This window comes from Bradyrhizobium sp. B039 (assembly GCF_038965675.1).
Classification (GTDB): domain Bacteria; phylum Pseudomonadota; class Alphaproteobacteria; order Rhizobiales; family Xanthobacteraceae; genus Bradyrhizobium; species Bradyrhizobium diazoefficiens.
Genome location: NZ_CP152416.1, coordinates 4,317,798 through 4,340,830, shown reverse-complemented (window position 1 = coordinate 4,340,830; position 23,033 = coordinate 4,317,798). Strand labels below are relative to the sequence as shown.

Here is a 23,033-nt window from a genome sequence, read left to right as displayed (position 1 = left end):
GGAGGATGATTCTCCCCGAGCGATGCGAACGCTATCCAACGTTGCCTGCGGCTTGGTCGTCGCGTGCCACCTAGAGGCGGGTTTGGAGGAAGTCGTGTTCCGTCCCGATGCTCATGGCATCGCACATTCTCAGCTCACTGCTTTCGGCCAATGGTGTGAGGCCCGAACGGGGCAGCAGCTGAGCGATCACGCTGCGATGGACCGCTTCTCGGTGGAGGATTTCCACAGCTTCTGGCGTCTGTTCCTTGAGTGGTCCGACGTGCCGCGGGACGGTGCAGCCGAGCCCGTCTGCGTCGGCGATGCCTGCGAGACCGCGCGCTTCTTCCCGGATCTTCGTCTCAACTACGCCGAGTGCCTCCTCGCCGGCAGTCCCGGCCAGCCGGTCCTGACAGCCTGCCACGCTGACGGCAGCCGCGACCGGTTCACGCGTGGCGCGCTACGCGTCGCGGTTGATCGATTGGCAAAGTCGTTGCAGCGGCTCGGTGTGCGCCGCGGCGACCACGTCGTGGCAATCGCACGCAACAATGCCGAGGCGGTCATTGCCTGTCTGGCGACCGCCGCGATTGGCGGGACGTTTGCCAGCTGCTCGCCGGAGATGGGCGTACCCGCTATCCTGGCGCGGTTCGCCCCTCTCGAGGCCGTGGTGCTCTTCGGCTGCCTTCGAGCGGAGCGATGGGATGCGGGAATTCCGGTCGCCGAGCGCGTCCTCGAAACGGCGGCCGGCCTGCCGAGCCTCGCGGCGATCATTGCGCTGGACGATGGCTCGCTGGACGTCGATGAGGGGACGGCACCTCTGCACAGGCTTGCCGATCTGCTCGGTGATGATGATGGTGGCGAGATTGGGCCAGGCTGGCCTCGTCACCCGTTCAACCATCTGCTGTTCACGATGTTCTCTTCGGGCACCACGGGCCCGCCAAAATGCATTCAGCACGGCGCCGGGGGCACCTTACTGGAGCATCTGAAGGAGCACCGGTTGCACTGTGATCTCAGCCACGGCGACAGGCTGTTCTTCCAAACCTCCTGCGGTTGGATGATGTGGAACTGGCAGCTCTCGGCGCTGGCGTCCGGCGTCGAGATAGTCCTCTACGACGGGCCGCTCGCAGCGGCGGACACGTTCTGGCGGATTGTTGCCGAGGAACGTGTGACCGTGTTCGGCACCAATCCCGCCTATCTGCACTTCTGCGAGGAGAAGAGTTTCTCCCCGGGGCGGGTGCTCGACCTTTCTGCCCTGCGCACCATGCTCTCGACCGGCTCGATCCTCTATCCCCGCCAGTACGACTGGGTCAGCAGCAAAGTGAAGTCGTCGATGCCGCTGCAGTCGATCTCAGGCGGCACGGACATCATCGGCTGCTTCGTCCTTGGCAATCCGAATCTGCCGGTCCATCGCGGCGAGGCACAGTGCCGCAGCCTCGGCCTCGATGTCCGCTCGCTGCCACCGCCCGACGATCCGCGGGCGAAGATAGGCGAATTGGTCTGCGCCAACCCTTTCCCCTCGCGGCCCCTCGGCTTTCACGGCGATGCCGACGGCACCCGCTTCCACGCCGCCTACTTTGCTCAGAACCCCGGCTATTGGACCCATGGCGATCTGATCGAGGCCACGCCTCATGGGGGCTGGCGCTTGCATGGTCGTTCAGACGGCGTCCTCAACGTGCGCGGCATCCGCATAGGGACCGCGGAGATCTACCGCATCCTCGATGACGTCGGCGGGATCGTCGAGGCGATGGCGGTCGAGCAGCAAGCGGAAGACGAGCCAGGCGGCACACGCATGGTTTTGTTGCTCGTGTTGCGCGAAGGCGTGGTGCTCGACAGCGCTCTCGCCAAGCACATCCGCTCCGAGCTTGCACGCTGCGGCTCGCCGGCCTTCGTGCCGGCGCGTATCGCACAGGTCGACGCGCTTCCTGTCACCTTTAACGGCAAGCGGTCCGAAATCGCAGCGCGGGATGCGGTGAACGGCCGCCCTGTACGGAATCGCGACGCCCTGCAGAATGCCGAATGCCTTGAGGCCATTGCCAACCATCCGGTTCTGCGAGCGCCTCCGACCGCCAGTGTGTCTCGGGAGCCGACCCCGGTCTGTGGAGTGCTCCCAGACGTTGAGCAGCTGCGGAAAGACCTGCAGGCGATCTGCCAGCGCGTGCTGGACCTGGCTCCCATCGGCTGGTCCGATAATCTTCTGGACCTCGGCGCGGACTCGCTGGCCATAGTCAGCCTGCTCCTGGAGATCGAGAGCTATGCAGGGCATCCGGTGCCACTTTCGGCCTTTCTGCGGGCGCCGTCGATCGAAGGCCTGATCGCGGTCCTCTCCGGCGCGGAGGCAATGACGGCCCAGCAGCTTGGCCGGTCGGGCCTGCACGTCCGTGCCCTCGGTCCGGAGGACGTGGAGCCGGTCTGCCGCTTTCTTGAGGAATCGTTTCGCGGGGCGGGCATCGATGCCACGAGATGGCGCCGTCTGTTCGATCATGGCTGGTCGGATCACACCCGCGGCTTCATGCTTTTCGACGGCAACGCCTTGGTTGGATTCATCGGGGCAGTTGCTGCCCGGCGGCAGGTGAACGAGGAGGCAGTCCTCGTCTGCAATCTGTCCTCTTGGGTTGTACGCGCGCAGTACCGCGGCTGGGGCATGGCGCTGCTCGCATCAATGCTGGATGACGCAAACGCCACATACACGTGCTTCACTCCACAGCCGTCGTCTTGGGCCGCCCTCATCGCACAGCGTTTCAAACCGCTGGACTCGCAGCGCATCGCCATACCGCCACTGCTACAGGCCGCGACCTTGTTCGGCTCGACCCGGCCGATGATCAGCTTCGATCCGGCCGTGGTCCGCGAGAGACTGACCAGCCACCAAAGGCAAATCTTCGACGATCACGCGGCGTATGATTGCCTGCAGCTCATCGTCGTCGACGGGCCTGATTACGCCTATCTCGTGGTGAAGCGCCGCGATCAGCGTCTTGCAGCAAGTCGATTGGGACGACTGGCACGGTTTCTGCCGCTCAAAATCCCCTATTCGGACATTCTGCATTGTAGTGCGCCGGTTCTGTTGTTGCGGCATCTCGAGCGCGTCAAGCTGGCGATCTTGCGCCGGCAGCGAACGGTGGCGCTCGTCGCGGAGGCGCGAATCTTTCCGGTCCCACCACGAGGCATGATGCTCCCGATGATCACGTGCTTCCGTTCCCCGTTGATCGCCGACGGCGAGCTCGACAGGCTGTATTCGGAAATCGTACTCCTGCCCATCTGAAGGCGGACATTCGCTTTGCGCATTGTCGACGTCCGCTTTCGTGGCAACGCTGATCTCGCTATCACGCACGCGCGCGGCACATTTACGAGCACACCACCTACCCCGCCCGCGCCGCGCGCCGCAACGCCTGGGGCGGCTGGCCGAACGCGCGGATGAAGGCGCGCCGCATCCGTTCGGGGTCGCGGAATCCGGTCGCCTCCGCAACGAGCTCGATCGCCTCGCGCGAGGATTGCACGCGCTCGCGCGCGACCTCGATCCGCAGCCGCTCGATCGCTTTCGACGGCGTCGTGCCGGTCTCGGCGGCAAAGGCGCGGGCAAAGTGCCGCGCACTCATGCCGGCGCGATCGGCGAGCTCTTCCACTGTGAGCGGCGCGTCGAGATTTTCGCGGGCCCAGGACAACAGCGCACCGAACCGGCCGTTCGGCGCCTTCAACTCCAGCAGCGATGAGAATTGCGACTGGCCGCCGCTGCGGCGATGATAGAGCACGAGCTGGCGCGCGGCCGCCTGCGCGATCTCCTCGCCATGGTCCTCCGTGACCATCGCCAGCGCGAGGTCGATGCCCGCCGTGATGCCTGCCGACGTCCACACATTGCCGTCGCGGGTAAAGATCTGGTCCGGCTCGAACTTCACCTTGGGATAGCGCGCGACGAAATCGCGCGTGCGGCCCCAATGCGTGGTGGCGCGGCGTCCGTCGAGCAGACCCGCTTCGGCGAGTACATAGGCGCCCGAGCAGACGCTGGCGACCCGAACGCCGCGCCGAGCCAGCCGCTGCACGAAGGCACGCGTGACCTCGCAGCGCGCGGCATCCGCCACACCCGCACCGCCCGCGATGACGAGTGTCGTGATGGCGTTCGCCGATTTGAAATCACGCGCCATCATCTCGACGCCCGAGGAGCTGCGCACCGGCCCCGCATTCATCGCCAGCACCCGCAGCGCAAGCGGCTTGCCGGCGCAGCGTGCTGCGACCTCGAACACCGAGATCGGGCCCGCCGCATCGAGCAACTGGAAATCCGGGAAGATCAGAATGCCGATCATGGTTATGTCCGAAATTGAGGGAATTATGCCATTTTGGACAGAAGGGCATCATGCCAGTGTGCCCGCGTCAAGCCCATGATTGGAGGATCTCCCAATGTCGTCCCCGCTCCAGATCGGACTTCTGGTGTTTCCGCGCGTCACCCAGCTCGACTTCACCGGCCCCTTGCAGGTGTTCTCCGCCGTTCCCGGCGCCAAGCTGCATCTGATCTGGAAGCGGATCGAGCCGGTGCCGAGCGATTCCGTGCTGACATTGACGTCCACCACGACATTCGCCGACTGCCCGCAGCTCGACGTGATCTGCGTGCCCGGCGGCGGCGGCACCAACGATCTGCTCAATGACGAAGAGGTGCTGGATTTCCTGCGCAGGCAGGCCGAAGGCGCCAGGTACGTCACCTCGGTCTGCACGGGGGCGCTGGTGCTCGGCGCCGCCGGCCTGCTCAAGGGCTACCGCGCCGCCACCCATTGGAGCGCGATGGAGATGCTCGGCCAGTTCGGCGCAACGCCGACCAAGACGCGCGTCTGCATCGACCGCAACCGCGTCACCGGCGGCGGCGTCACCGCCGGGATCGATTTCGCGCTGACGCTGGTGTCGATCCTAGTCGACCGCACCACGGCGGAAGCGATCCAGCTCCAGATCGAATACAACCCCGCCCCGCCGTTCACGTCCGGCTCGCCCGACACCGCGCCCGCCGAGGTGCTGGCCCTGCTGAGAGAGCGCGGCGCCGCAAATCAGGCCCGCCGCCTCGAGGCGGTCAAACGCGCGGCTGAACGGGTCATCTGATTCCACGCAATCAGTCTCGTGTCCCGGACGCGCAACTCATCCCAACAGAAAAAGGCCGCTCGGTTTCCCAAGCGGCCTTTCCTGTCTTACGGCGGCTGCACATTTCATCGGGCGATTTCGGAACTTCCAGACCGGGGGCCTATCTCCCGATCGAGTCCTGGTCGGCGGCCGCTGCATTTCGGGACAGTCGCGAACTGTTGCCCGAACCGAACGCGATGGTCTCCCATCTCCGTAAGATGGGACCATTGAGCCGCATCGCCGGCGCGAACACAACGGCCGCGCAGCCGGCATCCCCGCTGTTCCCGTTGTCCACAGCGGGATCAGCCGGATGCGCCTGCATCCAATCCGAAGATGTCGATTCGACGAAGGCTGGAAGCCTAGCCGGGGGTCCAGGGCTGATAGTCGCCGGTCGCCTTCGGCCGCTTGCCGCCGGCGAGCGTCGAGCCCGAGGGGCGGTAGGCGTTGGCCGTGCCCGTGAGATTCGGCTGGTGCGGCTTTTCCCACTCGCGCGGCTGGTAGTTGTCCTGCGTCGGCGGCACGTCGACGACGTGATGGATCCAGCCGTGCCAGGACGGCGGGATCCGGCTCGCTTCCGCATAGCCGTTATAGATCACCCAGCGCCGCTCGAAGCCGAGCGTCGGGTCGATCGCCCCGCCGCGGGTGCGATAATAGAGATTGCCCTGCTCGTCCTGACCGACCAGCTCGCCGTATCGCTTGGTCCAGAGCTGGGTGCCAAACGTCTGGCCACTCCACCAGGTGAAAAACTTGAGGAAGAACTGTTTCATGCGGCAAGGGCCCTGCTTCGTCGGGTCCTGATGCCATCCGGTCACGGAAATGTCCAGTTCGGCGGCTGCGGCCGTGCCCCACGCGAACGTCGGAGCGCGGCAGCGCCGCCGCAAAGCTGACGCGATCCGTTCATGCCGGGTACAGCGACCGCGTGAAAATCTCCCCTTCACACGCGCACACCCGCGTGAATCCAGGAACCTCCGCCCTTTCAAGGGGTTTGCTCCCTGGAAAAGGAGTTTGAACATGAACAGTCTGAGAGTTCTAGGCGCGGCGGCAGCCCTGGCGCTGGTCCTTCCGATGGCGACACCGAGCTTCGCGCAGGGCCGTGGCGGTGGCCATTTCGGCGGCGGGGGCGGTGCTCACTTCGGCGGTGGCGGCGGCGCTCACTTCGGCGGCGGTGGCGGCGGCGCCCGAATGGGCGGGGGCGGCTTCAGCGCCGGTCCACGGATCGGCGGTGGCGGCGGCAATTTTGCGGCTGGTGCAGTGGCGCGTCCCGGCCTCGGCACTGCTCCGTCGTTCAGCGGTGGCGGTGGCCGCAACTTCGCAGCCGCCGGCAGCAACTGGCAGGGCGGTGGCGGCAATTGGAACGGCGGCTGGCGTCATCATCATCGCGGCGGGTTCTGGCCCGGTTTCGCGGCAGGTGCTGCTATCGGCGGCCTCGGCTCATACGCCTATTATGGCGGCGGGTATTACAACGATCCCTACTACTACGGCGACGACAGCTACTACGACGAGCCGTCGGTGGCGGTCGTTCCCGACAGCGGCGGCGATTCCGCGGGCTACTGCGCGCAGCGCTACCGCTCCTACGACCCGGCGTCGGGCACCTATCTCGGTTATGACGGCCTGCGTCATCCCTGCCCGTAACCGCAACTACAATGCTTGACAGAAACGGCGTCGCAGTGATGCGGCGCCGTTTTCGCGTGTGCTCCGCTTTCACCAGTTGCGCGTGCACCTGTTCCCGCGACGATATGTACAAGTCGACGCAAACGGACCTTTATTCACCGCACCGTGCATATCTACCCTGATCCAATCCAAAATTGACCCGACCCACGATTCGCGGATATCACCAATGCGGGGACTTCGATCTACTGGGAAAGGTCATGCCGCGTATTCTCGTGGTAGATGACGATCCGATGGTCGGCGCGACCATCGAGGTCCTTCTCCAACGTCAGGGCTTCGACGTTACGCTGGCCGACGGCGGTGAAGCGGGACTGGCTGCGCTGGAAGCGCAGACGTATCACGTGATGCTGGTCGACATCTTCATGCCGCATATGCGCGGCTTCGAATCCATCCGCATCTTTCACGAGCGCGCGCCGGCGATCCCGCTGATCGCGATGTCCGGTTACGCCTTTGCATCGTCGGCCTCGCCCTCTCCCGATTTCCTCCGCATGGCGCTGGAGCTCGGCGCAACGCGTTGCCTGCGCAAGCCGTTCACGCCGGAAGCGCTGCTGACGACAATCCGGGAATGTCTCGCGGGCGAGAGCGCACAGCCGAAGGACAAGAAAGAAGCCCCTTGATTCCAACGCAGCGCGTCATTCTCGGTGCTGGACTTGCAATCCTCCTGATCATCACCGCCGCCTCGATCGGCCTCGACGTCAAGTCGCGGTCCGACTCGGCGTGGGTCAGCCGTACCGTCCAGGTCCAGAAGAAGATATCCGATCTGCGCGTCCTGATGCGCCGCGCCGAGAGCGCCGCGCGCGGCTACGAGATCTATCGCAGCCCGGCCTTCAGCGACGAATTCCAGGCGGTGCATGCCCAGATCGCGCCGGCACTCGCCGACCTCAAGCGCGGCGTGGGCGACAACCCCGATCAGGTCACGCTGCTGGAGGGCACCGAGCCGCTGGCGCTGCGCCGGGTCGAGATCGCTGCCGAGGCGATGCGCCTGCGCGCCATGAATGACCAGGCCGGCATTGCCGCGCTCAACGGCAAGGCCGAGGGCCGCGGACTGATGGACACGGTGATGGGCAATCTCGACCATCTGAGCGCAGAGCAAGAACGATTGCTCGCCGCGCGCTCCCAGGATTCGCGTCGCACCGGCATCGTGCTGCTCGGCATCGATGTCGCCGGCGCGCTCGTGATCCTGCTGCTGGTGGTGATGGTGATGCGCGAGAGCCGGCGCACCGAGGGCGCGCTCAAGAGCACGCTGCTGGAGACCACGGCCGCCAAGGAGCAACTCGAGGCGGCGGTGGCCGAACGCACCGAACATCTGGTCACCGCGCATGACGAGCTCCGCCTGTCCGTCAACGTGCTCCAGAGCACCTTTCGCAGCATGGCGGAGGCGGTGCTGGTCATCGACGTCGACAGCAACGTTCTTCTGTCCAATCCGGCCGCGGAGCGCATGCTGCTGCACCGCACCGGCATGAACCTGAGCAGTCTGCGAGTGCTGTCGGACGTCTTTCATGGCGACGGCGTCACACCGATGAAGGCCGAGGAGCTGCCTTCCGTGCGTGTGCTGCACGGCGAGGAGTTCGAAGACCTGGAGATGATCGTCCGCCCGCACAGCGGCAATCAGGTGCGCCACCTCATGATCAGCGGCCGTCCGATGCGGGACGGACAAGGCGAAATCTCGGGCGCCGTGCTGGTCTATCACGATGCGACCACCTCGCGCGAGACCGAGCGGCAATTGCAGCAGTCGCAGAAGCTGGATGCGATCGGCAAGCTGACCGGCGGCGTCGCGCACGACTTCAACAACATGCTGACGGTGATCTCGGGAAATACCGAGACGCTGGTGGCGAGCCTGAAGGAGCAGCCCGAGCTCCAGCGCGTGGCGCGCCTGATCGACGATGCCGCCGAGCGCTGCGCCGAGCTGATCCAGCACCTGCTCGCCTTCGCACGCCGGCAGCCGCTCCAGCCGCGCAACGTCGAGATCAACGCCGCGATCACGGACATCGCAAAACTCCTGCGCCCCACCCTCGGCGAGCAGATCCAGATCGAGACCGTGCTGGAACAGGGGCCGATGACCGCGCACATCGATCCGTCCCGGCTCACCAATGCCGTGCTCAACATGGCGATCAACGCCCGCGACGCCATGCCGAACGGCGGCAAGCTGCTGCTGGAGACCCACCGCGTCGTGCTGGACGAGGCCTATGCGCAGGCCAATGCGGACGTGGTGTCCGGCGCCTACGTGATGCTCGCGGTCAGCGACACCGGCACCGGCATGCCGCTGGACATCCAGGAGAAGGCGTTCGAGCCGTTCTTCACCACCAAGGAGGTCGGCAAGGGAAGCGGCCTCGGCCTCTCCATGGTCTACGGCTTCGTCAAGCAGTCCGGCGGACACATCAAGATCTACAGCGAGGAAGGCCACGGCACCACGATCAAGCTCTATCTGCCGCCGGGCGAAGGCATGGCGGAAGTGGCCGCGACCGTCGCGCCTCAGGCCGAAGGCGGTGCCGAGATCATTTTCGTGGTCGAGGACGATCCGCTGGTGCGCAACTTCGTCACCGCGCAATTGCAGAGCCTCGGCTACCAGACGGTTGCCGCGCCCGACAGCCGCGCCGCGCTGCTATTGATCGAGGCCGGGCAGGCCTTCGATCTCCTCTTCACCGACGTCGTCATCCCCGGCGGCATGAGCGGGCGCGAGCTCGCCGAGGAAGTGGCCAGGCGGCGGCCGGGCCTGAAGGTGCTCTACACCTCCGGCTACACCGACAACGCGATCGTCCACCACGGCAAGCTCGACGACGGCGTGCTGCTGCTGACAAAACCCTATCGCCGCAACCAGCTCGCCGAGATGATCAGGAAGGCGCTGGGCGGCGGCGGGATGGCGGTCTAAAGCGTTTTCAAGCGAAGTGGATACCGGTTCGCGTAAAGAAAACGCGTCAAACAAGAATCTAGCGCGTCGCCAGCACCACGGCTGCGAGCGTGAAGACCAGCGCCGCGATCTGCCCTGGCCCGAGCGGCTCGTGCAGCGCGATCGCCGAGGCCACGACGCCGATGACCGGCACGGCCATGGTCCCGATCGCGGCAACCGAGGCCGGCAGGCGGGCCAGCGCGGCGAACCAGCTCACATAGGCGATGCAGAACTGCACCACGGTCGAATAGACCAGGAGCCACCAGCCGACCGGCGTCACCAGCTCCAGATGCGAGGTCTCGATCAGCAGACCGACGATCGAGATCGGCAGGCAGCCGATCCCGATCTGCCAGGCCGCGGCCGTGATCGGCGGCAGGCGGATCGGGTACTTTTTCGAGAACACGGTGCCCAGGGCAAAGCCGAGCGCGCCGAACAGCGCCATGATGATGCCTGGCAGCTGCGCCGCGCTGGCGGCAATGCCGTTGCCGCCCATGATCGAGGCGAGGCCCACGAAGGCCATCACCAGCCCCAGCGTGCGCAGAACGGTCGGCCGCTCGCCCAGCACCGGCCAGGCGATGATCGAGGCCCAGACCGGCATGGTGTAGGCGATCAGCGCCGCCTCGCTGGCCGGCAGCCAGAGCAGCGCCAGCCCCATCAGCACCATCCAGCCGGTGACGTTGAGGACGGCGGCGGTCAGCAGCCGCGGCCAGATCTCGCGCGCCACCTTCAGGCTGTCGCCGCGGACCAGGGCGAGCGCGGCCAGCAGACCAGCCCCGAGCACGCCGGTCACCCCGCGCAAGGTCAGCGGCGGCAGCTCGGCGAGCAGGAATTTCGTCACCGGCCAGTTGAAGCCCCAGCCGATCGAGGTGATGGCAAGGAACATCAGGCCGGCCGGGGCGATGCGCGGTCGCAGCACCGGCCGAGTCGAATCAAGCATGTGGGGTACCCGGCAAAATCGAGGTCAGCTTGGCGCGGATTCGCGCCCCCCACCACCACCTCGGCGGGCATGCCTGCCCTCACCTTCCGTAAGGCTACGTGAGTCCTGCTGGCGCAACCCCGCCGGCCAAAAATATACCTGCCCTGTGAAGAGCGGGGTGAAGGGTTCCGATCACTACCGGACACAAATTTTTTCAGTTGGGAATCCCTGAGGACTCACTGATACTTGCCTCCACAACAGGCGCGGGCTTGCCCCCTGTTATCCCCCGCAATCCACCATATTTAGTATTTGATTCAGGAACTCGCACTAGTTCTTGACGGGCGCAACGGAGAGTCCTAGCTTTCGGTCCGTTCGGCGCGAGTGAGTTTGCGTCCCGCCGGCACTCCCCCAAAGGGTCTCGCAAATCGTCACTCCGCCAGCCAGCCAAAGGCAGCGGGATGAGGGCTTGTCTGCCCGCGGTAAGCGGACTTTTCGGGCGCCAGAACGGGCCGGCAACAGGCTCGGATGGCATCGATAGAAGTTGTGACGTTGTGGGGCGTTGAACGCATGTCGCGCGCATCCCGTTGGGGCGGATGAGCGTGGACATGCCGGCGGGTGATCGATGCACGCATCGAGAAACCGCGCCGGGAGAAACTGGGCCGGATCCACCGGCTGAACTGCGAAGCCTTAAGGCCGGACGGCCCGGGAGGAATCGCGAAGCGAAATGTCGACCCGGCTGCCTGAACGGAGGCGGTTCGGTCAAAGATAAGGACGGGGCAAGACCATGCGGATTGAGCGGCGGCACACCACCACGGGACAGTCACCTTACGCCGGGATCGATTTCCGGCTGACCACGTCGGAGATTCGCAATCCCGACGGCTCGGTCGTGTTCAAGCTTGATAATGTCGAGGTGCCGACCGAGTGGTCGCAGGTCGCCTCCGACGTCCTCGCCCAGAAGTATTTCCGCAAGGCCGGCGTTGCCGCGCGCCTGAAGAAGGTCGAGGAGGAATCCGTCCCCTCCTTCCTGTGGCGCTCCGTGCCCGACACTGAAGCTCTTAGCCAGCTGCCCGAGAAGGAGCGCTATGTCAGCGAGCTCAGCGCCAAGCAGGTGTTCGACCGCCTCGCCGGCTGCTGGACCTATTGGGGCTGGAAGGGCGGCTATTTCACCAACGACGAGGACGCCCAGGCCTTCTATGACGAGCTCCGCTACATGCTCGCCATGCAGATGGTCGCGCCGAACTCGCCGCAATGGTTCAACACCGGCCTGCACTGGGCCTATGGCATCGACGGCCCCGGCCAGGGCCACTATTACGTCGACCCCTTCACCGGCAAGCTGACCAAGTCCAAGTCGGCCTACGAGCATCCGCAGCCGCACGCCTGCTTCATCCAGGGCGTCGGTGACGACCTCGTCAACGAGGGCGGCATCATGGACCTCTGGGTCCGCGAGGCGCGCCTGTTCAAATATGGCTCCGGCACCGGCTCCAACTTCTCGCGCCTGCGCGGCGAAGGCGAAAAGCTCTCCGGCGGCGGCCGCTCGTCCGGCCTGATGAGCTTCCTCAAGATCGGCGACCGCGCCGCCGGCGCGATCAAGTCGGGCGGCACTACGCGTAGAGCCGCCAAGATGGTCGTCGTTGACGTCGATCACCCCGACATCGAGACCTATATCGACTGGAAGGTGAAGGAGGAGCAGAAGGTCGCAGCTCTCGTCACCGGCTCCAAGATCAACCAGAAGCACCTCAAGGCGGTGCTGAAGGCCTGCGTGAACTGCGAAGGCTCGGGCGACGATTGCTTCGACCCCGAGAAGAACCCTGCCCTCCGCCGCGAGATCAAGCTCGCGCGCCGCAGCCTCGTGCCCGACAACTACATCAAGCGCGTCATCCAGTTCGCCAAGCAGGGCTACAAGGACATCCAGTTCGACGTCTACGACACCGACTGGGATTCGGAAGCCTATCTCACCGTGTCGGGGCAGAACTCCAACAACTCGGTCTCGCTCAAGGACGACTTCCTGCGGGCCGTGGAAACGGACGGCGACTGGAATCTCAACGCCCGCACCTCCAAGAAGGTGACGAAGACGCTGAAGGCGCGCGACCTCTGGGAGAAGATCGGCTACGCCGCCTGGGCGTCGGCCGACCCGGGCCTGCACTTCAACACCACCATGAACGACTGGCACACCTGCAAGGCGTCCGGCGACATCCGCGCCTCCAATCCGTGCTCGGAATACATGTTCCTGGACGACACGGCGTGCAACCTCGCCTCCGCCAACCTGCTGACGTTCTACGACGTCGCCACCAAGCACTTCGACGTCGAGGGCTACGAGCATCTCTGCCGGCTCTGGACCGTCGTGCTCGAAATCTCCGTGATGATGGCGCAGTTCCCGTCCAAGGCGATCGCCGAGCTCTCCTACGAGTTCCGCACGCTCGGCCTCGGCTACGCCAACATCGGCGGCCTGCTCATGACCATGGGCCTGCCCTATGACAGCAAGGAAGGCCGTGCGCTCTGCGGCGCGCTGACCGCTGTGATGACCGGCATCACCTACAAGACCTCGGCGGAGATCGCCGCCGAGCTCGGCACCTTCCCCGGCTACAAGAAGAACGCCGCGCACATGCTGCGCGTGATCCGCAACCACCGCCGCGCCGCCCACGGCCAGTCCAACGGCTACGAGGCGCTCAGCGTCAACCCGGTGCCGCTCGACCTCGTCTCCTGCCCGCAGGCCGACCTCGTCAGCCACGCGCAGGCGGCCTGGGATGCGGCGCTCGAGCTCGGCGAGAAGCACGGCTATCGCAACGCCCAGACCACGGTCATCGCGCCGACCGGCACGATCGGCCTCGTCATGGATTGCGACACCACCGGCATCGAGCCCGACTTCGCGCTGGTCAAGTTCAAGAAGCTCGCCGGCGGCGGCTACTTCAAGATCATCAACCGCGCGGTCCCCGCGGCGCTGCGCGCGCTCGGCTATCGCGAGAGCGAGATCGCGGAGATGGAAGCCTACGCCGTCGGCCACGGCTCGCTGTCCAACGCGCCGGGCATCAACGCCTCGACGCTGAAGGCCAAGGGCTTCACCGATGAGGCCATCGCCAAGGTGGAAAAGGCCCTGCCGACCGCCTTCGACATCAAGTTCGCCTTCAACAAGTGGACCTTTGGCGAGGACTTCATTCGCGACCAGCTCGGCATCGGTGCCGAGGCGATCGCGGCCCCCGGCTTCGACCTGCTCCAGGCCGTGGGCTTCACCAAGCGCGAGATCGAGGCGGCCAACGTCCACATCTGCGGCGCGATGACGGTGGAAGGTGCCCCGCACCTCAAGGCCGAGCACTATCCGGTGTTCGACTGCGCCAACCCCTGCGGCAAGATCGGCAAGCGTTACCTGTCGGTCGAGAGCCACATCCGCATGATGGCGGCCGCCCAGCCCTTCATCTCGGGTGCGATCTCCAAGACCATCAACATGCCGAACGACGCCACGGTGGAGGACTGCAAGTCCGCCTACATGCTGTCGTGGAAGCTCGCGCTGAAGGCCAACGCGCTCTATCGCGACGGCTCCAAGCTGTCCCAGCCGCTCAACTCGCAGCTCATCGCCGACGATGAGGACGAGGACGATGCAGTGGAATCGCTCTACGAGAAGCCGATGGCGGCGCGCACCGCCCAGGTCTCGGAAAAGATCGTCGAGAAGCTGGTCGAGCGCATCATCGTGATGCGCGAGCGCGAGAAGATGCCGGACCGCCGCAAGGGCTACACCCAGAAGGCGGTCGTCGGCGGGCATAAGGTCTATCTCCGTACCGGCGAGTATGACGACGGCCGTCTCGGCGAGATCTTCATCGACATGCACAAGGAGGGCGCGGCGCTCCGCTCCTTCATCAACAACTTCGCCATCGCGGTGTCGCTGGGCCTTCAGTACGGCGTGCCGCTCGACGAATATGTCGACGCCTTCACCTTCACCCGCTTCGAGCCGGCGGGCCCCGTGCAGGGCAACGACAGCATCAAGTACGCGACCTCGATCCTCGACTACGTCTTCCGCGAGCTGGCGGTGAGCTACATGTCGCGCTTCGATCTCGCCCATGTCGATCCGACCGAGTCGAACTTCGACGCGCTCGGCAAGGGCGTCGAGGAAGGCAAGGAGCCGGACGAGAGCCACCACGCCTCCAAGCTGGTGTCGCGCGGCCTCACCCGCTCCCGCACCGACAACCTCGTCGTGATGCGCGGCGGCTCCGCCGCGGTCGCGCAAGGCAACGACAGCGCGCCATCAGGCGGCAGCAAGGTCACCGCTCTCGCCTCCCACGGCGCGAGCGCCCGTGTCGGCGATGTCCTGGAAGGCGCCGTCGCCTTGAAGCAGGAAGTGAGCCACGACCTCTCCCCCACGGAGAAGCTCGAAGCCCTGCAGTGGAGCAAGTCCGGCACCGCGCAGACCCTGGTGCCCTCCAAGGCCGAGCGCCGTGCGGAAGCCAAGGCCAAGGGCTACGAAGGCGAGATGTGCTCGGAGTGCGGCAACTTCACGCTGGTGCGGAATGGCACCTGCATGAAGTGCGATACTTGCGGAAGCACGACGGGGTGTTCGTGAGGGGGTAGAACGTCTCGAGGATCGTTAGATCCAGACATTTGCAAAGGGCGGCCGAAAGGCCGCCCTTCTCATTTCAGCAACCTCATCCGCTTAATGCGTCGGATCGCTCTTGCGCTGACTCGCGTTTTGCCCGCTCCATCTGCGTGAGGTTCCCGCAAGCGTAGCCCGGATGCCCCACAACCTCCATCCGGGCCACTCGCTCCTCACCGCTCATCATTGGCCACCGCATTGCAGCGTGCCCGTCTCGCAGCTCGCCTCGCCGCCTTCCTCGCAACCCAGCGCGCGCGAAACTGCTTTGCGGCACGAAAGGTTCGTGGTGCCACGACCTGAAATGCCATTGAGGCTATTCCGGCGACCATTCCTTTCACCACGTCGAAAGCGAAATCGGGTCCAAAATACTCCCACATGACCCTGCCTCCTTCTCGCGAAGGCTCCGCCGGGCGGAATGGGCAGATTGCGAACATGAAAAAGCCCCGTCCGTCACCGGCGGGGCCTCGGGAAAATCTCTGTGCGCCTTGTTCAGCGCACGCGAAATCTCTCGGTACACCCGCTCATGGTGGACTCGATGAACCAGCTGCAAAGCATGGCCGTGCGATAAAAAACGCCCATAGCGATCACCCAGAAATTTCGAAGAACGAAGGCGCCAGATGCGCAAGGCCAAACGCGCGCACGAGGGGCCGGTTGGCGGCAGATAAACAGACTGGACGGCCGCCGTCTGTGGAGCAATTCACAATTGCGGTATGACTTTTTTCGATGGGTTTCGCTACGCTCTACCCATCCTACGTGATCCAAATTACGGTGACAGCGCACTAAATTCACTCGCTCCGTCCCGCCGATCTGCGGCTTCGGCTCGCGCTTGGTGGGCGGCGTCAATTAAGTGTATTGTCGCCGTAATCGCAGATTGGTTCCGGCTTCGATGCTCATCAATGCTCTACCGCCGAAATAGCCTTTGCGGTCGAGCTCTTCCCTCCTAAACTCCCAACCCACCGGCATGGGTTCCGACGGGCCCGGTAGAAGCGGAGTCGAGTTATGCCCAAACCGGAGAGCTTCCCGATCGAGAAGATCTTCGTTCCCACGAAGCAGAAGAAAGCTATCAAGCCCGAGATCGTCGGGGAGATCGCGGAAAGTATTCTGGACATCGGACAACAGGCTCCCATTTCCGTTCGGCTCGACGGAGACCGCCTCGTTCTGGTCGAGGGACTGCATCGGCTCGAGGCCTGCAAGGCGCTCGGTGAGACAACCATTATCGGTGTCCTGGTCCCGGCCGAGCTTGCTCAACACAAGCCGCTGCTGTCCGAAGGACCCGGAGTCGAGGCAGAGCGCATCAAGATGGCGCGATTGAAAAAGCTGCGCCTCGAGAAGGAAGCCGCAGAGACATCGACTGCTGCCTTGAAGAGCGTCAACGAAACGGAAGCACCGCGCGCCAGTCCGGCGAAAGGCGTCCGCGGCAATCCGAAGGCATCACTGGGCCGGACTGCGAAATCGACACCGAAAACATTGTCGGATTGGATCACGCAGCAAAAGGGCAACGGCGGCCGCTATTGATTGTCGGCTCCAGAATTTCTGCGACTACGGTGACGGTGCACTTAACCGACCCACCAACTTAGATTGAATGCACTGTCACCGCCACCAAGCCCGGCTCAACCGGTTACTCGGTGACCGCTGCGCCAAGACCGGCTAGTAGCAAGGGGGGTAAGGTTCGTAGCCGCAGCGGCGATAGCCACCGTAGGCTCCGTAAGCCCCGTAAGCAGCAGCACCAACCGCAGCAGCTCCGACGCCCACGGCAACTCCACGGCGCACGGCTGCACCACGATAGACGCCACCGCGATAGACACCGCCGTGATAAACACCAGCGCGACCAACCCCAACGCCTCTTCGATACGCGAAGGCGTCCGTCGAAACAGTCACGATGCAGGCGATGCCAATGATGACGGATGCGGTAAGTGAAACGATGGTTCGGCGCGACATGACCACACTCCCTCCTGGACTGGAACGGTTCGTCAGCGTAAGTCGCCAATGAATGGGTTTGTTGATTTAGAACAATGCGGGCCGCGATCTGGCTGCCGAGGTCATGACGGGACAGTGAAGCTGTCACGCTTACCTTCATCGGCATCAGCGAGAACCACACCAATTTCGGCTATGTACCTGACTTGCGCGACGCAAGGCTCAACCCGCCCTACCCGCTCCCCACAAGACCCATGCCAAGAAAGAGCAAGAGCCTCCTCCCTCGCCTTCGCATCGTCCGACGGGCCGCACGGTGGGTGCGCAAGACGTTCGCGCGCGCACCGCGGGCGGTTCGGATTGCGGGCATTGCGGCGATCTTGCTTGCGGCTATCGCGCTTCTGAACGTCGGCTATCAAATGATCCGCAAGCCGACCGAGCTGTTCGTCTTCGTTGGCAATTCCCTCGACAAGGAGCCGGCCGAGACCTGGCGGCAATACGGGCCGCTCTTCCGCACTTATTCCACCGCGACGATCACGCCCGAATTGCTGGCCGCGCTGGCGCAGGTCGAGAGTTCTGGCAATCCGGTGGCGCGCACTTACTGGCGCTGGCGATTGAGCCTCAATCCACTCGCGATCTACCGGCCCGCCTCCAGCGCCGTCGGCCTCTTCCAGATGACCGACCCGGCCTACGCTGAAGCCGCGCGGTTCTGTGTCCGCGGCAACGCGGTCACGGAGACCGGCTGCGGTTCTACCTTCCTCTACATCCGCGCGATCCCGAGCCACGCCATCGAGCTGGCGTCGGTGTATCTGGACCGCCAGGTGGCCATGGTCCTCAGCCTCGCGGGCGATGTGAAGGCAAGTCGCGAGCAGAAGCAGGATCTGGCTGCCTTCATCCATCTCTGCGGCGCAGGTCCCGCCACGGCCTATGCGCGCCGCAAGTTTCAGATGATCGCGGGCGAGCGCTGCGGCGATCACCTTGTCGCGGGCTATGTCGCGAGGGTCAACGCAATGAAGCGGCAGTTTCTGCGGCTGGCGGCGGATGGCGACGGTTAGTCCGTAGACGGTTAGTCCGTAGGATGGGTAGAGCCCTTGCGAAACCCATCATTCCACGCCGGCTATTGATGGGTTTCGCTTCGCTCTACCCATCCGACACGTCTACTCCACGTCGCATCCGCCAGTGGCCTTCACCACCAGTACGGCCACCGCCACCCCTCATAGCGAACATACGACGACACCATCGGCGGGCCGTAGGGATCGACCCGGTCGTCTTCAGGGCGATAACGATAGCGGGGAATGACATTGTAATCCCACGGCGTTGGCCTCAGGACGGGCGCCGTGACGATGAGCCTCTCTTGCGGTGCACGAACGACTTGCGCCTTCCGCGCCCGGGCTTCAGCACCTGATATCCCGAGGTTGCACAGCACCAGCGCCGTTCCGAGAGCGCACGCGACGGTCATTTTCTTCATGCGTTGGCCTCCTTGCGACGAGAGTGCAAAAGGACTCAAGGCAAGGCAAGCGAATTCGCTCTCGACCTGCATGAATGACGCTCTCGGCCCTGCCGGATTTCGGCTGCCGCTCACAACACCTGAAGAGTTGGGTTTCACAACCTGCGGCGCCTGGCAGGTTGCGAAACCAACTCCACCGCTCGCCCGACCGGCGAAGCCGGACTTGTCTCGCCGAAGCTCGGCTCAGCGAGCGAAGGCGGATACCCATCATTCGGCATGACGGGTTTCGCCGGGGGCCCAACCTGTCCCACGTTCGACGTGCCGTTGGGTCCCGTCAGTGCCTGGACTTCAGTCCCCTCTGGACTTCAGTACACTCGCTTTGTGCTCGTGCCGGTGGTCGGCCTCGTGCTCGCGCCGGTCGTTTGACCTGGAGCGGCGTTCGTCGCGGCGGGGCTGGTGGTCTTCGAGGCCTTCGCGTGGCGCATCGCGTGACGCTTCTTATGTCCGGGAGCGTAACTGGAAGCGCCCGGCTCGCCTGTCTTGGACCCCATTTGCTGCATCTCCTGACCTGGCGCCTTGCTCGACACACCCTGAGCAAACACGGCTGGTGCCGTCGCCACGAGAGCGGCAGCAGAGAGCGCAATGATCTTTGCTTTCATGTCGTCCTCCTCTCAACATGCCCTCCCAATGCAACGAAATGAACCAGCGCCCGTTCCCCTGAACGGTTGTTCATCGGGACAACAGCCCTGCTCAACCCATCGCTTTCGCCGCCGCAACGGGACGATGGGTCTTTCGAAGCGGATCATGCCGCGAGACAAAACCGGATCACGAGGATTCGATCAGCATCGGTGAACCGAGCTCTTCGAAATGAAAGAGCTGAAAGACCCGCTGGCCGTTGAAGTCGAGCACTCTCAAATCATCGGTCTCGTGCAGATTGCTTTCGACCGCGTGAAAGTGCCCGCCGTAGCGCTCCCTGGCGAGCGACAAGGGAACCTCGAACGCGACGAACTTGCCAATACCTTTTTGCCTGAGCACCCCAAGGAGCTTTTGGTCGTTCAGGGACTGGTGCGAGGTGAGAATGAGCAGCGGACCGCTCGCCGTGAGCAGCAGAAGCGATTTCATCGGATCCTCCTTTGCGCCCCCGCCCTACCTGATCTTCGCCAGGCACTCCTTGAGGCGTTCCAGCTCCGTACGAACCTGCGCCTCCATGGCGTCCTGCAATGCGAGTATGCCCCTGCTGGACAATTCCGCGGAGGCCTTTTTGTCCAGATTCTGCTTCCAATCCCGGATGCCCTGCCTGGTCGCCCTTTGCGCCTCCGACGTCGTCTTGACGTACTCCTTCATGCAGGCGTCGGCCATCGCGCATGTCTGGCACTCCTGGGCGGCGGCCGGACTTGAAAGAAGCAGGGCGAGTATCGCGGTGGGGACCCTCATGGCGCTTCCTCCCCCGACAGCATAGCACGTCGCAGGGATTCCTGGGGGAGCACGGCTGTTTCAGCAACCGTGGCCCGCCATAATTTCTCCTTCGCACGCGCGTTGTGTTGGACAAATGTGAGGCCTATCCTTCCGACGATCGGACTGCCGCACTCCCATGAACGCCCGACTGGATGGAGCGCGCATCGATGCCTGAAGCGAACGACCCCAAACCTGATGTCCAGAAGCCCGATGCCCATAAGCCGGGCGAGGTGCGCGCCGATGGCGGACTGGCGCGGGCCTACGACCAGATCAAGAGCGCCAATGAAGACCTTGCGCGGCTGGACCGGCTGGTTTCCGGAATGGAACACGGCGGCGAGGCCCTGCGGACCTCGCAAGCCAGCGCCGGTACGACAGCAGCCGAGCCCCCTAAGGACAAGGCGCCGGATCGCAACGTACGCGATCAAGGCCTGAAAGGAGATCGGACCATGCTGCGCGCTTTGGTTGGCCTCGTGCTGGCGATCGGCATTCTCGGTGCCGCCTTCGCTTCGCAATATCGCGATGAGGCCAGGTCGATCAGCAAGTCGATCATGGCGCGATGGGCTCCGCCGGCCAGTCAGCCCCGGCAAACGGCCGCGGTTGAAACTCCGGCGCAGCCGACGGCACTGCACGTGGCGGCGGCGGATGAACCAAGTCCGGTGCCCGCACCGCCGCTCGGCAAGGAAACGCAAAGCGCAGCTCCAACGCCTGGCGCTCCAAGTCCTGGCCCTCCAACACCTGGCGTTCCAAGTCCTGGCGCCACACCGCCTGACCAGTCATCGCCCGATCTTGCGCAATCGCTCAAGACCATCACGAGCGAGCTTGCAAACATCAACGGTAAGCTCGAGCAACTGAAAAGCCGCAACGAGCAGACGCTGCGCGAGCAGGCCGACACCATTCAACGGCTCAAGGCGGCTCAGGAGAAGGATGCGGCGGACAATGCGCGCCTCGCCGCGCAGGTCCAGGCGCTACAAACGCAACTGACGGCGTCGTCCACGCCTGCAGCCGCGAAACCCGTCGTGCGGAGCGTGGTGAACAACGATACGGCCGCGCCTGCACGGCCGCACGTGCAGGCGGCCGCACCTCGGCGGCCCAGGCCGCCGCCGCGCGGCCCCTGGATGCCGCCGCCCTATATGGCCGACCCTTACGGCGATCCGGATTGGTAGGCCGTTAGCGAGCTCGCAGGACGGGCGAGCGCAGGCGCTCGACCCATCCTGCGAACGACGCTCTACGCCCGCCTCACCGGACCTCGCACACCGACACCTTGGCCGCGATCCCGGTCAGCTCGCGCTCTGGCATTGCGAGCTCCTCATCCGGATCGGGGGCCTCGCCGACCGAGACGTCCTTCATCCTGCGCTTGACCTCTTCGCAGGTCCTGCGGACGTCTTCCGTGAACAGCGCGCATTCCTCGATGCGCTTGAAGATCTTCCGCCCCTCTTCACGATACCCCGCCGCCGTTTCGCGCATGAAGGCAATGGCATCGTGGACCTGGGCTGTCAGCGCCTCGCATTTTTGCGCGGCGTCGATCAGCTCGGCGCCCATGGCCTCGATCTCCTTTGCAGCGGACTCGTAGTCGCGAACCACCGCCTCCGCACTGAGCGCGCCGACCCGCGTGACCCCCTCGGTGTGCTCGACGTAATCAGGAAGAGCAATTGAAGCGATCGAGCTTCCCGCGCGGACCGATGCAATGTCCGCCTCGAGTTGGACCAGGTTCACCCCGTCCCGTCTGCGCAATTGTTCAACACTTGCCATGATCAGTCCCTCCCAATACATGACCCCGAACCCCAAACGGCGATCAGTGTATTCCGTGGGTAAGCGGCCTCCTAACCCGATCTGCCGTTGACAGCCTCAGCTCTGCCATTTTTTCCCAATTTCGGGCGCGGCACGCAGCGATGATCGATGTCATCGGCGCTCAACCTGTCCTAGTTGCGGTTCGCGTGGCGGGCTCGTGGACGCGTGAGCGGCTCGCGGCGGGCTACGAGCCTCAGCCGCCGCACCTGCCCACCGTGCCATCATACCCCTCTCTTGCCCGACGGGTCAAATTCACTTCGGTATTTCAGAACCATTGAAATCCCTGGCGATTTCTACTGTGCATGGGGTTGTTTTCGACATTTTTGCCGGGAGCGCGCTCAATCACCTCTCAGGCTCAGAATGTAGCTCGACAGCGCCTCGGCCTGCTCCGGCGAGATCACCAGGTTGGGCATGTTCTGGTGGCTGGTCCGCCAGAACACCTTGAGCGACAGCGCGGTGGTTCCTTTCCGGTCGGCGACGGCCTGGAAGCTCGGAGCCAGGTCGAAGAATCCGGCCATGTGCGGCTCCACGGCGTGGCAGGTCTGGCACCACGCCTGCGCCAGGCGATGTCCTTCCTCTGCCGTGCGTGAGGAAGGCCTCGATGCCCCCGCGGCCGTGTGGACGACGCTGAACAGAAACAGCAACGACAACAGGATCAGGATGCCGAGGCCAATATAGATTCGAACGCTGCGCGACATGGTTTCACCTCGCCATTGCTGCGTAACTCGAAGCGTAGGTCGGTGCGGGCGGACCAGGTTGACCTGCATCAAGAGAGCGGATCCCGGCAGGGCAACTCCCTCAGCACGCCACAAGGTCGGTGTGGCCAAATCCCTTGGAATAGTCGAGCAGCGAGATCACGGTCGGCGTCAACGCGATCAGGCGAACCTCGGACGGTTTCGGCACGGCGAGGCCGGTGGCCTTCTGTTCCGGATAGCGTGCCATCAGCAGGCCGATCGCCTTCTCGGCTTCGGCCGGATCGGTCAGGGTTCGGGCCCGCGCCGCCATGGACACGCCGGTGATCTCCATCACCTGCGCCGGGTCGTCATCGATCGCAAGCGAGACCCGATCGTCCCGCGACAGGTTTTGCGCCTTCTGGCTGTCGATCCCGCACAGGAAATAGATGGTGAAGCCTTCGTTCGCGTAGCCGACGGTGGTCACCTGCGGCCAGCCGTCCGGCCGCAGCGTCGCGATCCGCATGGTGCGGTGCTGGTCCAGCAAGGTCTGGATTTTTCGTCTGATCAGATCGTCCATCGCGCCCTCCGCAGATCTTCCTCGAGAAGGATAGTGAGCGGCTCGCGCAATGGGGTTGATGCAC

19 protein-coding genes are annotated in these 23,033 nt (G+C 64.4%); 9 read left to right on the top strand and 10 right to left on the bottom strand.

The window, feature by feature from the left end:
• The first annotated feature begins 94 nt into the window (after window positions 1–94).
• Window positions 95–3,232, top strand: coding sequence for an acetoacetate--CoA ligase (locus AAFG50_RS20235; RefSeq protein ID WP_162185835.1), 3,138 nt, complete (start codon window positions 95–97; stop codon window positions 3,230–3,232).
• A 97-nt stretch (window positions 3,233–3,329) separates the two neighbouring features.
• Here the strand turns inward: AAFG50_RS20235 and AAFG50_RS20230 are convergent, their stop codons facing one another.
• Window positions 3,330–4,268 carry a GlxA family transcriptional regulator gene (locus AAFG50_RS20230; RefSeq protein WP_011087054.1) on the bottom strand — a complete coding sequence of 313 codons (939 nt, stop codon included), beginning with the start codon at window positions 4,266–4,268 and terminating at the stop codon, window positions 3,330–3,332.
• Between the two features lie 94 nt (window positions 4,269–4,362).
• Between AAFG50_RS20230 and AAFG50_RS20225 the strand changes: the two genes are divergently transcribed.
• Entirely contained in the window at window positions 4,363–5,049 is a 687-nt protein-coding gene (locus AAFG50_RS20225) for a DJ-1/PfpI family protein (protein WP_028171221.1), read from the top strand.
• Window positions 5,050–5,426: 377 nt separating this feature from the next.
• On the opposite strand, the gene AAFG50_RS20220 is transcribed toward AAFG50_RS20225, so the two are convergent.
• Window positions 5,427–5,834, bottom strand: a complete 408-nt coding sequence (locus AAFG50_RS20220) for an NADH:ubiquinone oxidoreductase subunit NDUFA12 (RefSeq protein WP_011087052.1) — start codon at window positions 5,832–5,834, stop codon at window positions 5,427–5,429.
• Between the two features lie 244 nt (window positions 5,835–6,078).
• Here AAFG50_RS20220 and AAFG50_RS20215 point away from each other — a divergent pair, with 244 nt between their 5' ends.
• The 3 genes from AAFG50_RS20215 to AAFG50_RS20205 all read left to right on the top strand — a co-directional run bounded on the left by AAFG50_RS20215 (window position 6,079) and on the right by AAFG50_RS20205 (window position 9,604).
• Window positions 6,079–6,699: a BA14K family protein gene (locus AAFG50_RS20215; protein WP_028171220.1), complete on the top strand. Its 621-nt coding sequence runs from the start codon at window positions 6,079–6,081 to the stop codon at window positions 6,697–6,699.
• Window positions 6,700–6,935: 236 nt separating this feature from the next.
• On the top strand, window positions 6,936–7,352 hold the full coding sequence (locus AAFG50_RS20210) for a response regulator (protein ID WP_011087050.1): 417 nt from the start codon (window positions 6,936–6,938) through the stop codon (window positions 7,350–7,352).
• A complete protein-coding gene (locus AAFG50_RS20205; RefSeq protein WP_028171219.1) occupies window positions 7,349–9,604 on the top strand; it encodes a CHASE3 domain-containing protein in 2,256 nt (751 codons plus the stop codon). The genes AAFG50_RS20210 and AAFG50_RS20205 overlap by 4 nt, the downstream gene beginning before the upstream one ends.
• Before the next feature lie 58 nt (window positions 9,605–9,662).
• Here AAFG50_RS20205 and AAFG50_RS20200 read toward each other — a convergent pair whose 3' ends face one another.
• Window positions 9,663–10,559 (bottom strand): DMT family transporter, encoded by an 897-nt coding sequence (locus AAFG50_RS20200; protein WP_028171218.1) that lies wholly within the window; start codon window positions 10,557–10,559, stop codon window positions 9,663–9,665.
• 763 nt (window positions 10,560–11,322) lie between these two features.
• Between AAFG50_RS20200 and AAFG50_RS20195 the strand changes: the two genes are divergently transcribed.
• The 3 genes from AAFG50_RS20195 (at window position 11,323) to AAFG50_RS20185 (ending at window position 18,083) form a co-directional block, all read left to right on the top strand.
• Window positions 11,323–15,087 carry a vitamin B12-dependent ribonucleotide reductase gene (locus AAFG50_RS20195; protein WP_028171217.1) on the top strand — a complete coding sequence of 1,255 codons (3,765 nt, stop codon included), beginning with the start codon at window positions 11,323–11,325 and terminating at the stop codon, window positions 15,085–15,087.
• Between the two features lie 1,029 nt (window positions 15,088–16,116).
• Window positions 16,117–16,632 (top strand): ParB N-terminal domain-containing protein, encoded by a 516-nt coding sequence (locus tag AAFG50_RS20190; protein ID WP_028171216.1) that lies wholly within the window; start codon window positions 16,117–16,119, stop codon window positions 16,630–16,632.
• 653 nt (window positions 16,633–17,285) lie between these two features.
• Complete coding sequence (locus AAFG50_RS20185) at window positions 17,286–18,083, top strand: transglycosylase SLT domain-containing protein (protein ID WP_028171214.1); 798 nt, start codon at window positions 17,286–17,288, stop codon at window positions 18,081–18,083.
• A 131-nt stretch (window positions 18,084–18,214) separates the two neighbouring features.
• Here the strand turns inward: AAFG50_RS20185 and AAFG50_RS20180 are convergent, their stop codons facing one another.
• The 4 genes from AAFG50_RS20180 to AAFG50_RS20165 form a co-directional block, all read right to left on the bottom strand.
• Window positions 18,215–18,496 (bottom strand): hypothetical protein, encoded by a 282-nt coding sequence (locus AAFG50_RS20180; RefSeq protein WP_028171213.1) that lies wholly within the window; start codon window positions 18,494–18,496, stop codon window positions 18,215–18,217.
• 344 nt (window positions 18,497–18,840) lie between these two features.
• On the bottom strand, window positions 18,841–19,134 hold the full coding sequence (locus AAFG50_RS20175; protein WP_039184411.1) for a hypothetical protein: 294 nt from the start codon (window positions 19,132–19,134) through the stop codon (window positions 18,841–18,843).
• Between the two features lie 166 nt (window positions 19,135–19,300).
• Window positions 19,301–19,597, bottom strand: coding sequence for a hypothetical protein (locus AAFG50_RS20170; RefSeq protein ID WP_028171212.1), 297 nt, complete (start codon window positions 19,595–19,597; stop codon window positions 19,301–19,303).
• A gap of 24 nt (window positions 19,598–19,621) precedes the next feature.
• Window positions 19,622–19,909, bottom strand: coding sequence for a hypothetical protein (locus AAFG50_RS20165; RefSeq protein WP_011087017.1), 288 nt, complete (start codon window positions 19,907–19,909; stop codon window positions 19,622–19,624).
• Window positions 19,910–20,097: 188 nt separating this feature from the next.
• On the opposite strand from AAFG50_RS20165, the gene AAFG50_RS20160 reads away from it, so the two are divergent.
• Window positions 20,098–21,093: a hypothetical protein gene (locus AAFG50_RS20160; RefSeq protein ID WP_231166468.1), complete on the top strand. Its 996-nt coding sequence runs from the start codon at window positions 20,098–20,100 to the stop codon at window positions 21,091–21,093.
• A 73-nt stretch (window positions 21,094–21,166) separates the two neighbouring features.
• On the opposite strand, the gene AAFG50_RS20155 is transcribed toward AAFG50_RS20160, so the two are convergent.
• From AAFG50_RS20155 to AAFG50_RS20145, 3 genes are all read right to left on the bottom strand, one after another.
• Window positions 21,167–21,679 (bottom strand): hypothetical protein, encoded by a 513-nt coding sequence (locus AAFG50_RS20155; RefSeq protein ID WP_028171210.1) that lies wholly within the window; start codon window positions 21,677–21,679, stop codon window positions 21,167–21,169.
• Window positions 21,680–22,056: 377 nt separating this feature from the next.
• Complete coding sequence (locus AAFG50_RS20150; RefSeq protein ID WP_074077709.1) at window positions 22,057–22,485, bottom strand: cytochrome c; 429 nt, start codon at window positions 22,483–22,485, stop codon at window positions 22,057–22,059.
• Between the two features lie 31 nt (window positions 22,486–22,516).
• On the bottom strand, window positions 22,517–22,969 hold the full coding sequence (locus tag AAFG50_RS20145; protein ID WP_028171208.1) for a pyridoxamine 5'-phosphate oxidase family protein: 453 nt from the start codon (window positions 22,967–22,969) through the stop codon (window positions 22,517–22,519).
• Window positions 22,970–23,033 lie beyond the last annotated feature (64 nt).

What these genes read in the sequence shown, in the direction of transcription:
- AAFG50_RS20180 (WP_028171213.1), bottom strand. Translation starts at nt 18,496, where the DNA reads ATGAAGAAAATGACCGTCGCGTGCGCTCTCGGAACGGCGCTGGTGCTG.
- AAFG50_RS20220 (WP_011087052.1), bottom strand. Translation starts at nt 5,834, where the DNA reads ATGAAACAGTTCTTCCTCAAGTTTTTCACCTGGTGGAGTGGCCAGACG.
- AAFG50_RS20195 (WP_028171217.1), top strand. Translation starts at nt 11,323, where the DNA reads ATGCGGATTGAGCGGCGGCACACCACCACGGGACAGTCACCTTACGCC.
- AAFG50_RS20150 (WP_074077709.1), bottom strand. Translation starts at nt 22,485, where the DNA reads ATGCAGGTCAACCTGGTCCGCCCGCACCGACCTACGCTTCGAGTTACG.
- AAFG50_RS20155 (WP_028171210.1), bottom strand. Translation starts at nt 21,679, where the DNA reads ATGGCAAGTGTTGAACAATTGCGCAGACGGGACGGGGTGAACCTGGTC.
- AAFG50_RS20160 (WP_231166468.1), top strand. Translation starts at nt 20,098, where the DNA reads ATGCCTGAAGCGAACGACCCCAAACCTGATGTCCAGAAGCCCGATGCC.
- AAFG50_RS20165 (WP_011087017.1), bottom strand. Translation starts at nt 19,909, where the DNA reads ATGAGGGTCCCCACCGCGATACTCGCCCTGCTTCTTTCAAGTCCGGCC.
- AAFG50_RS20185 (WP_028171214.1), top strand. Translation starts at nt 17,286, where the DNA reads ATGCCAAGAAAGAGCAAGAGCCTCCTCCCTCGCCTTCGCATCGTCCGA.
- AAFG50_RS20210 (WP_011087050.1), top strand. Translation starts at nt 6,936, where the DNA reads ATGCCGCGTATTCTCGTGGTAGATGACGATCCGATGGTCGGCGCGACC.
- AAFG50_RS20200 (WP_028171218.1), bottom strand. Translation starts at nt 10,559, where the DNA reads ATGCTTGATTCGACTCGGCCGGTGCTGCGACCGCGCATCGCCCCGGCC.
- AAFG50_RS20230 (WP_011087054.1), bottom strand. Translation starts at nt 4,268, where the DNA reads ATGATCGGCATTCTGATCTTCCCGGATTTCCAGTTGCTCGATGCGGCG.
- AAFG50_RS20170 (WP_028171212.1), bottom strand. Translation starts at nt 19,597, where the DNA reads ATGAAATCGCTTCTGCTGCTCACGGCGAGCGGTCCGCTGCTCATTCTC.
- AAFG50_RS20145 (WP_028171208.1), bottom strand. Translation starts at nt 22,969, where the DNA reads ATGGACGATCTGATCAGACGAAAAATCCAGACCTTGCTGGACCAGCAC.
- AAFG50_RS20175 (WP_039184411.1), bottom strand. Translation starts at nt 19,134, where the DNA reads ATGAAAGCAAAGATCATTGCGCTCTCTGCTGCCGCTCTCGTGGCGACG.
- AAFG50_RS20225 (WP_028171221.1), top strand. Translation starts at nt 4,363, where the DNA reads ATGTCGTCCCCGCTCCAGATCGGACTTCTGGTGTTTCCGCGCGTCACC.
- AAFG50_RS20215 (WP_028171220.1), top strand. Translation starts at nt 6,079, where the DNA reads ATGAACAGTCTGAGAGTTCTAGGCGCGGCGGCAGCCCTGGCGCTGGTC.
- AAFG50_RS20190 (WP_028171216.1), top strand. Translation starts at nt 16,117, where the DNA reads ATGCCCAAACCGGAGAGCTTCCCGATCGAGAAGATCTTCGTTCCCACG.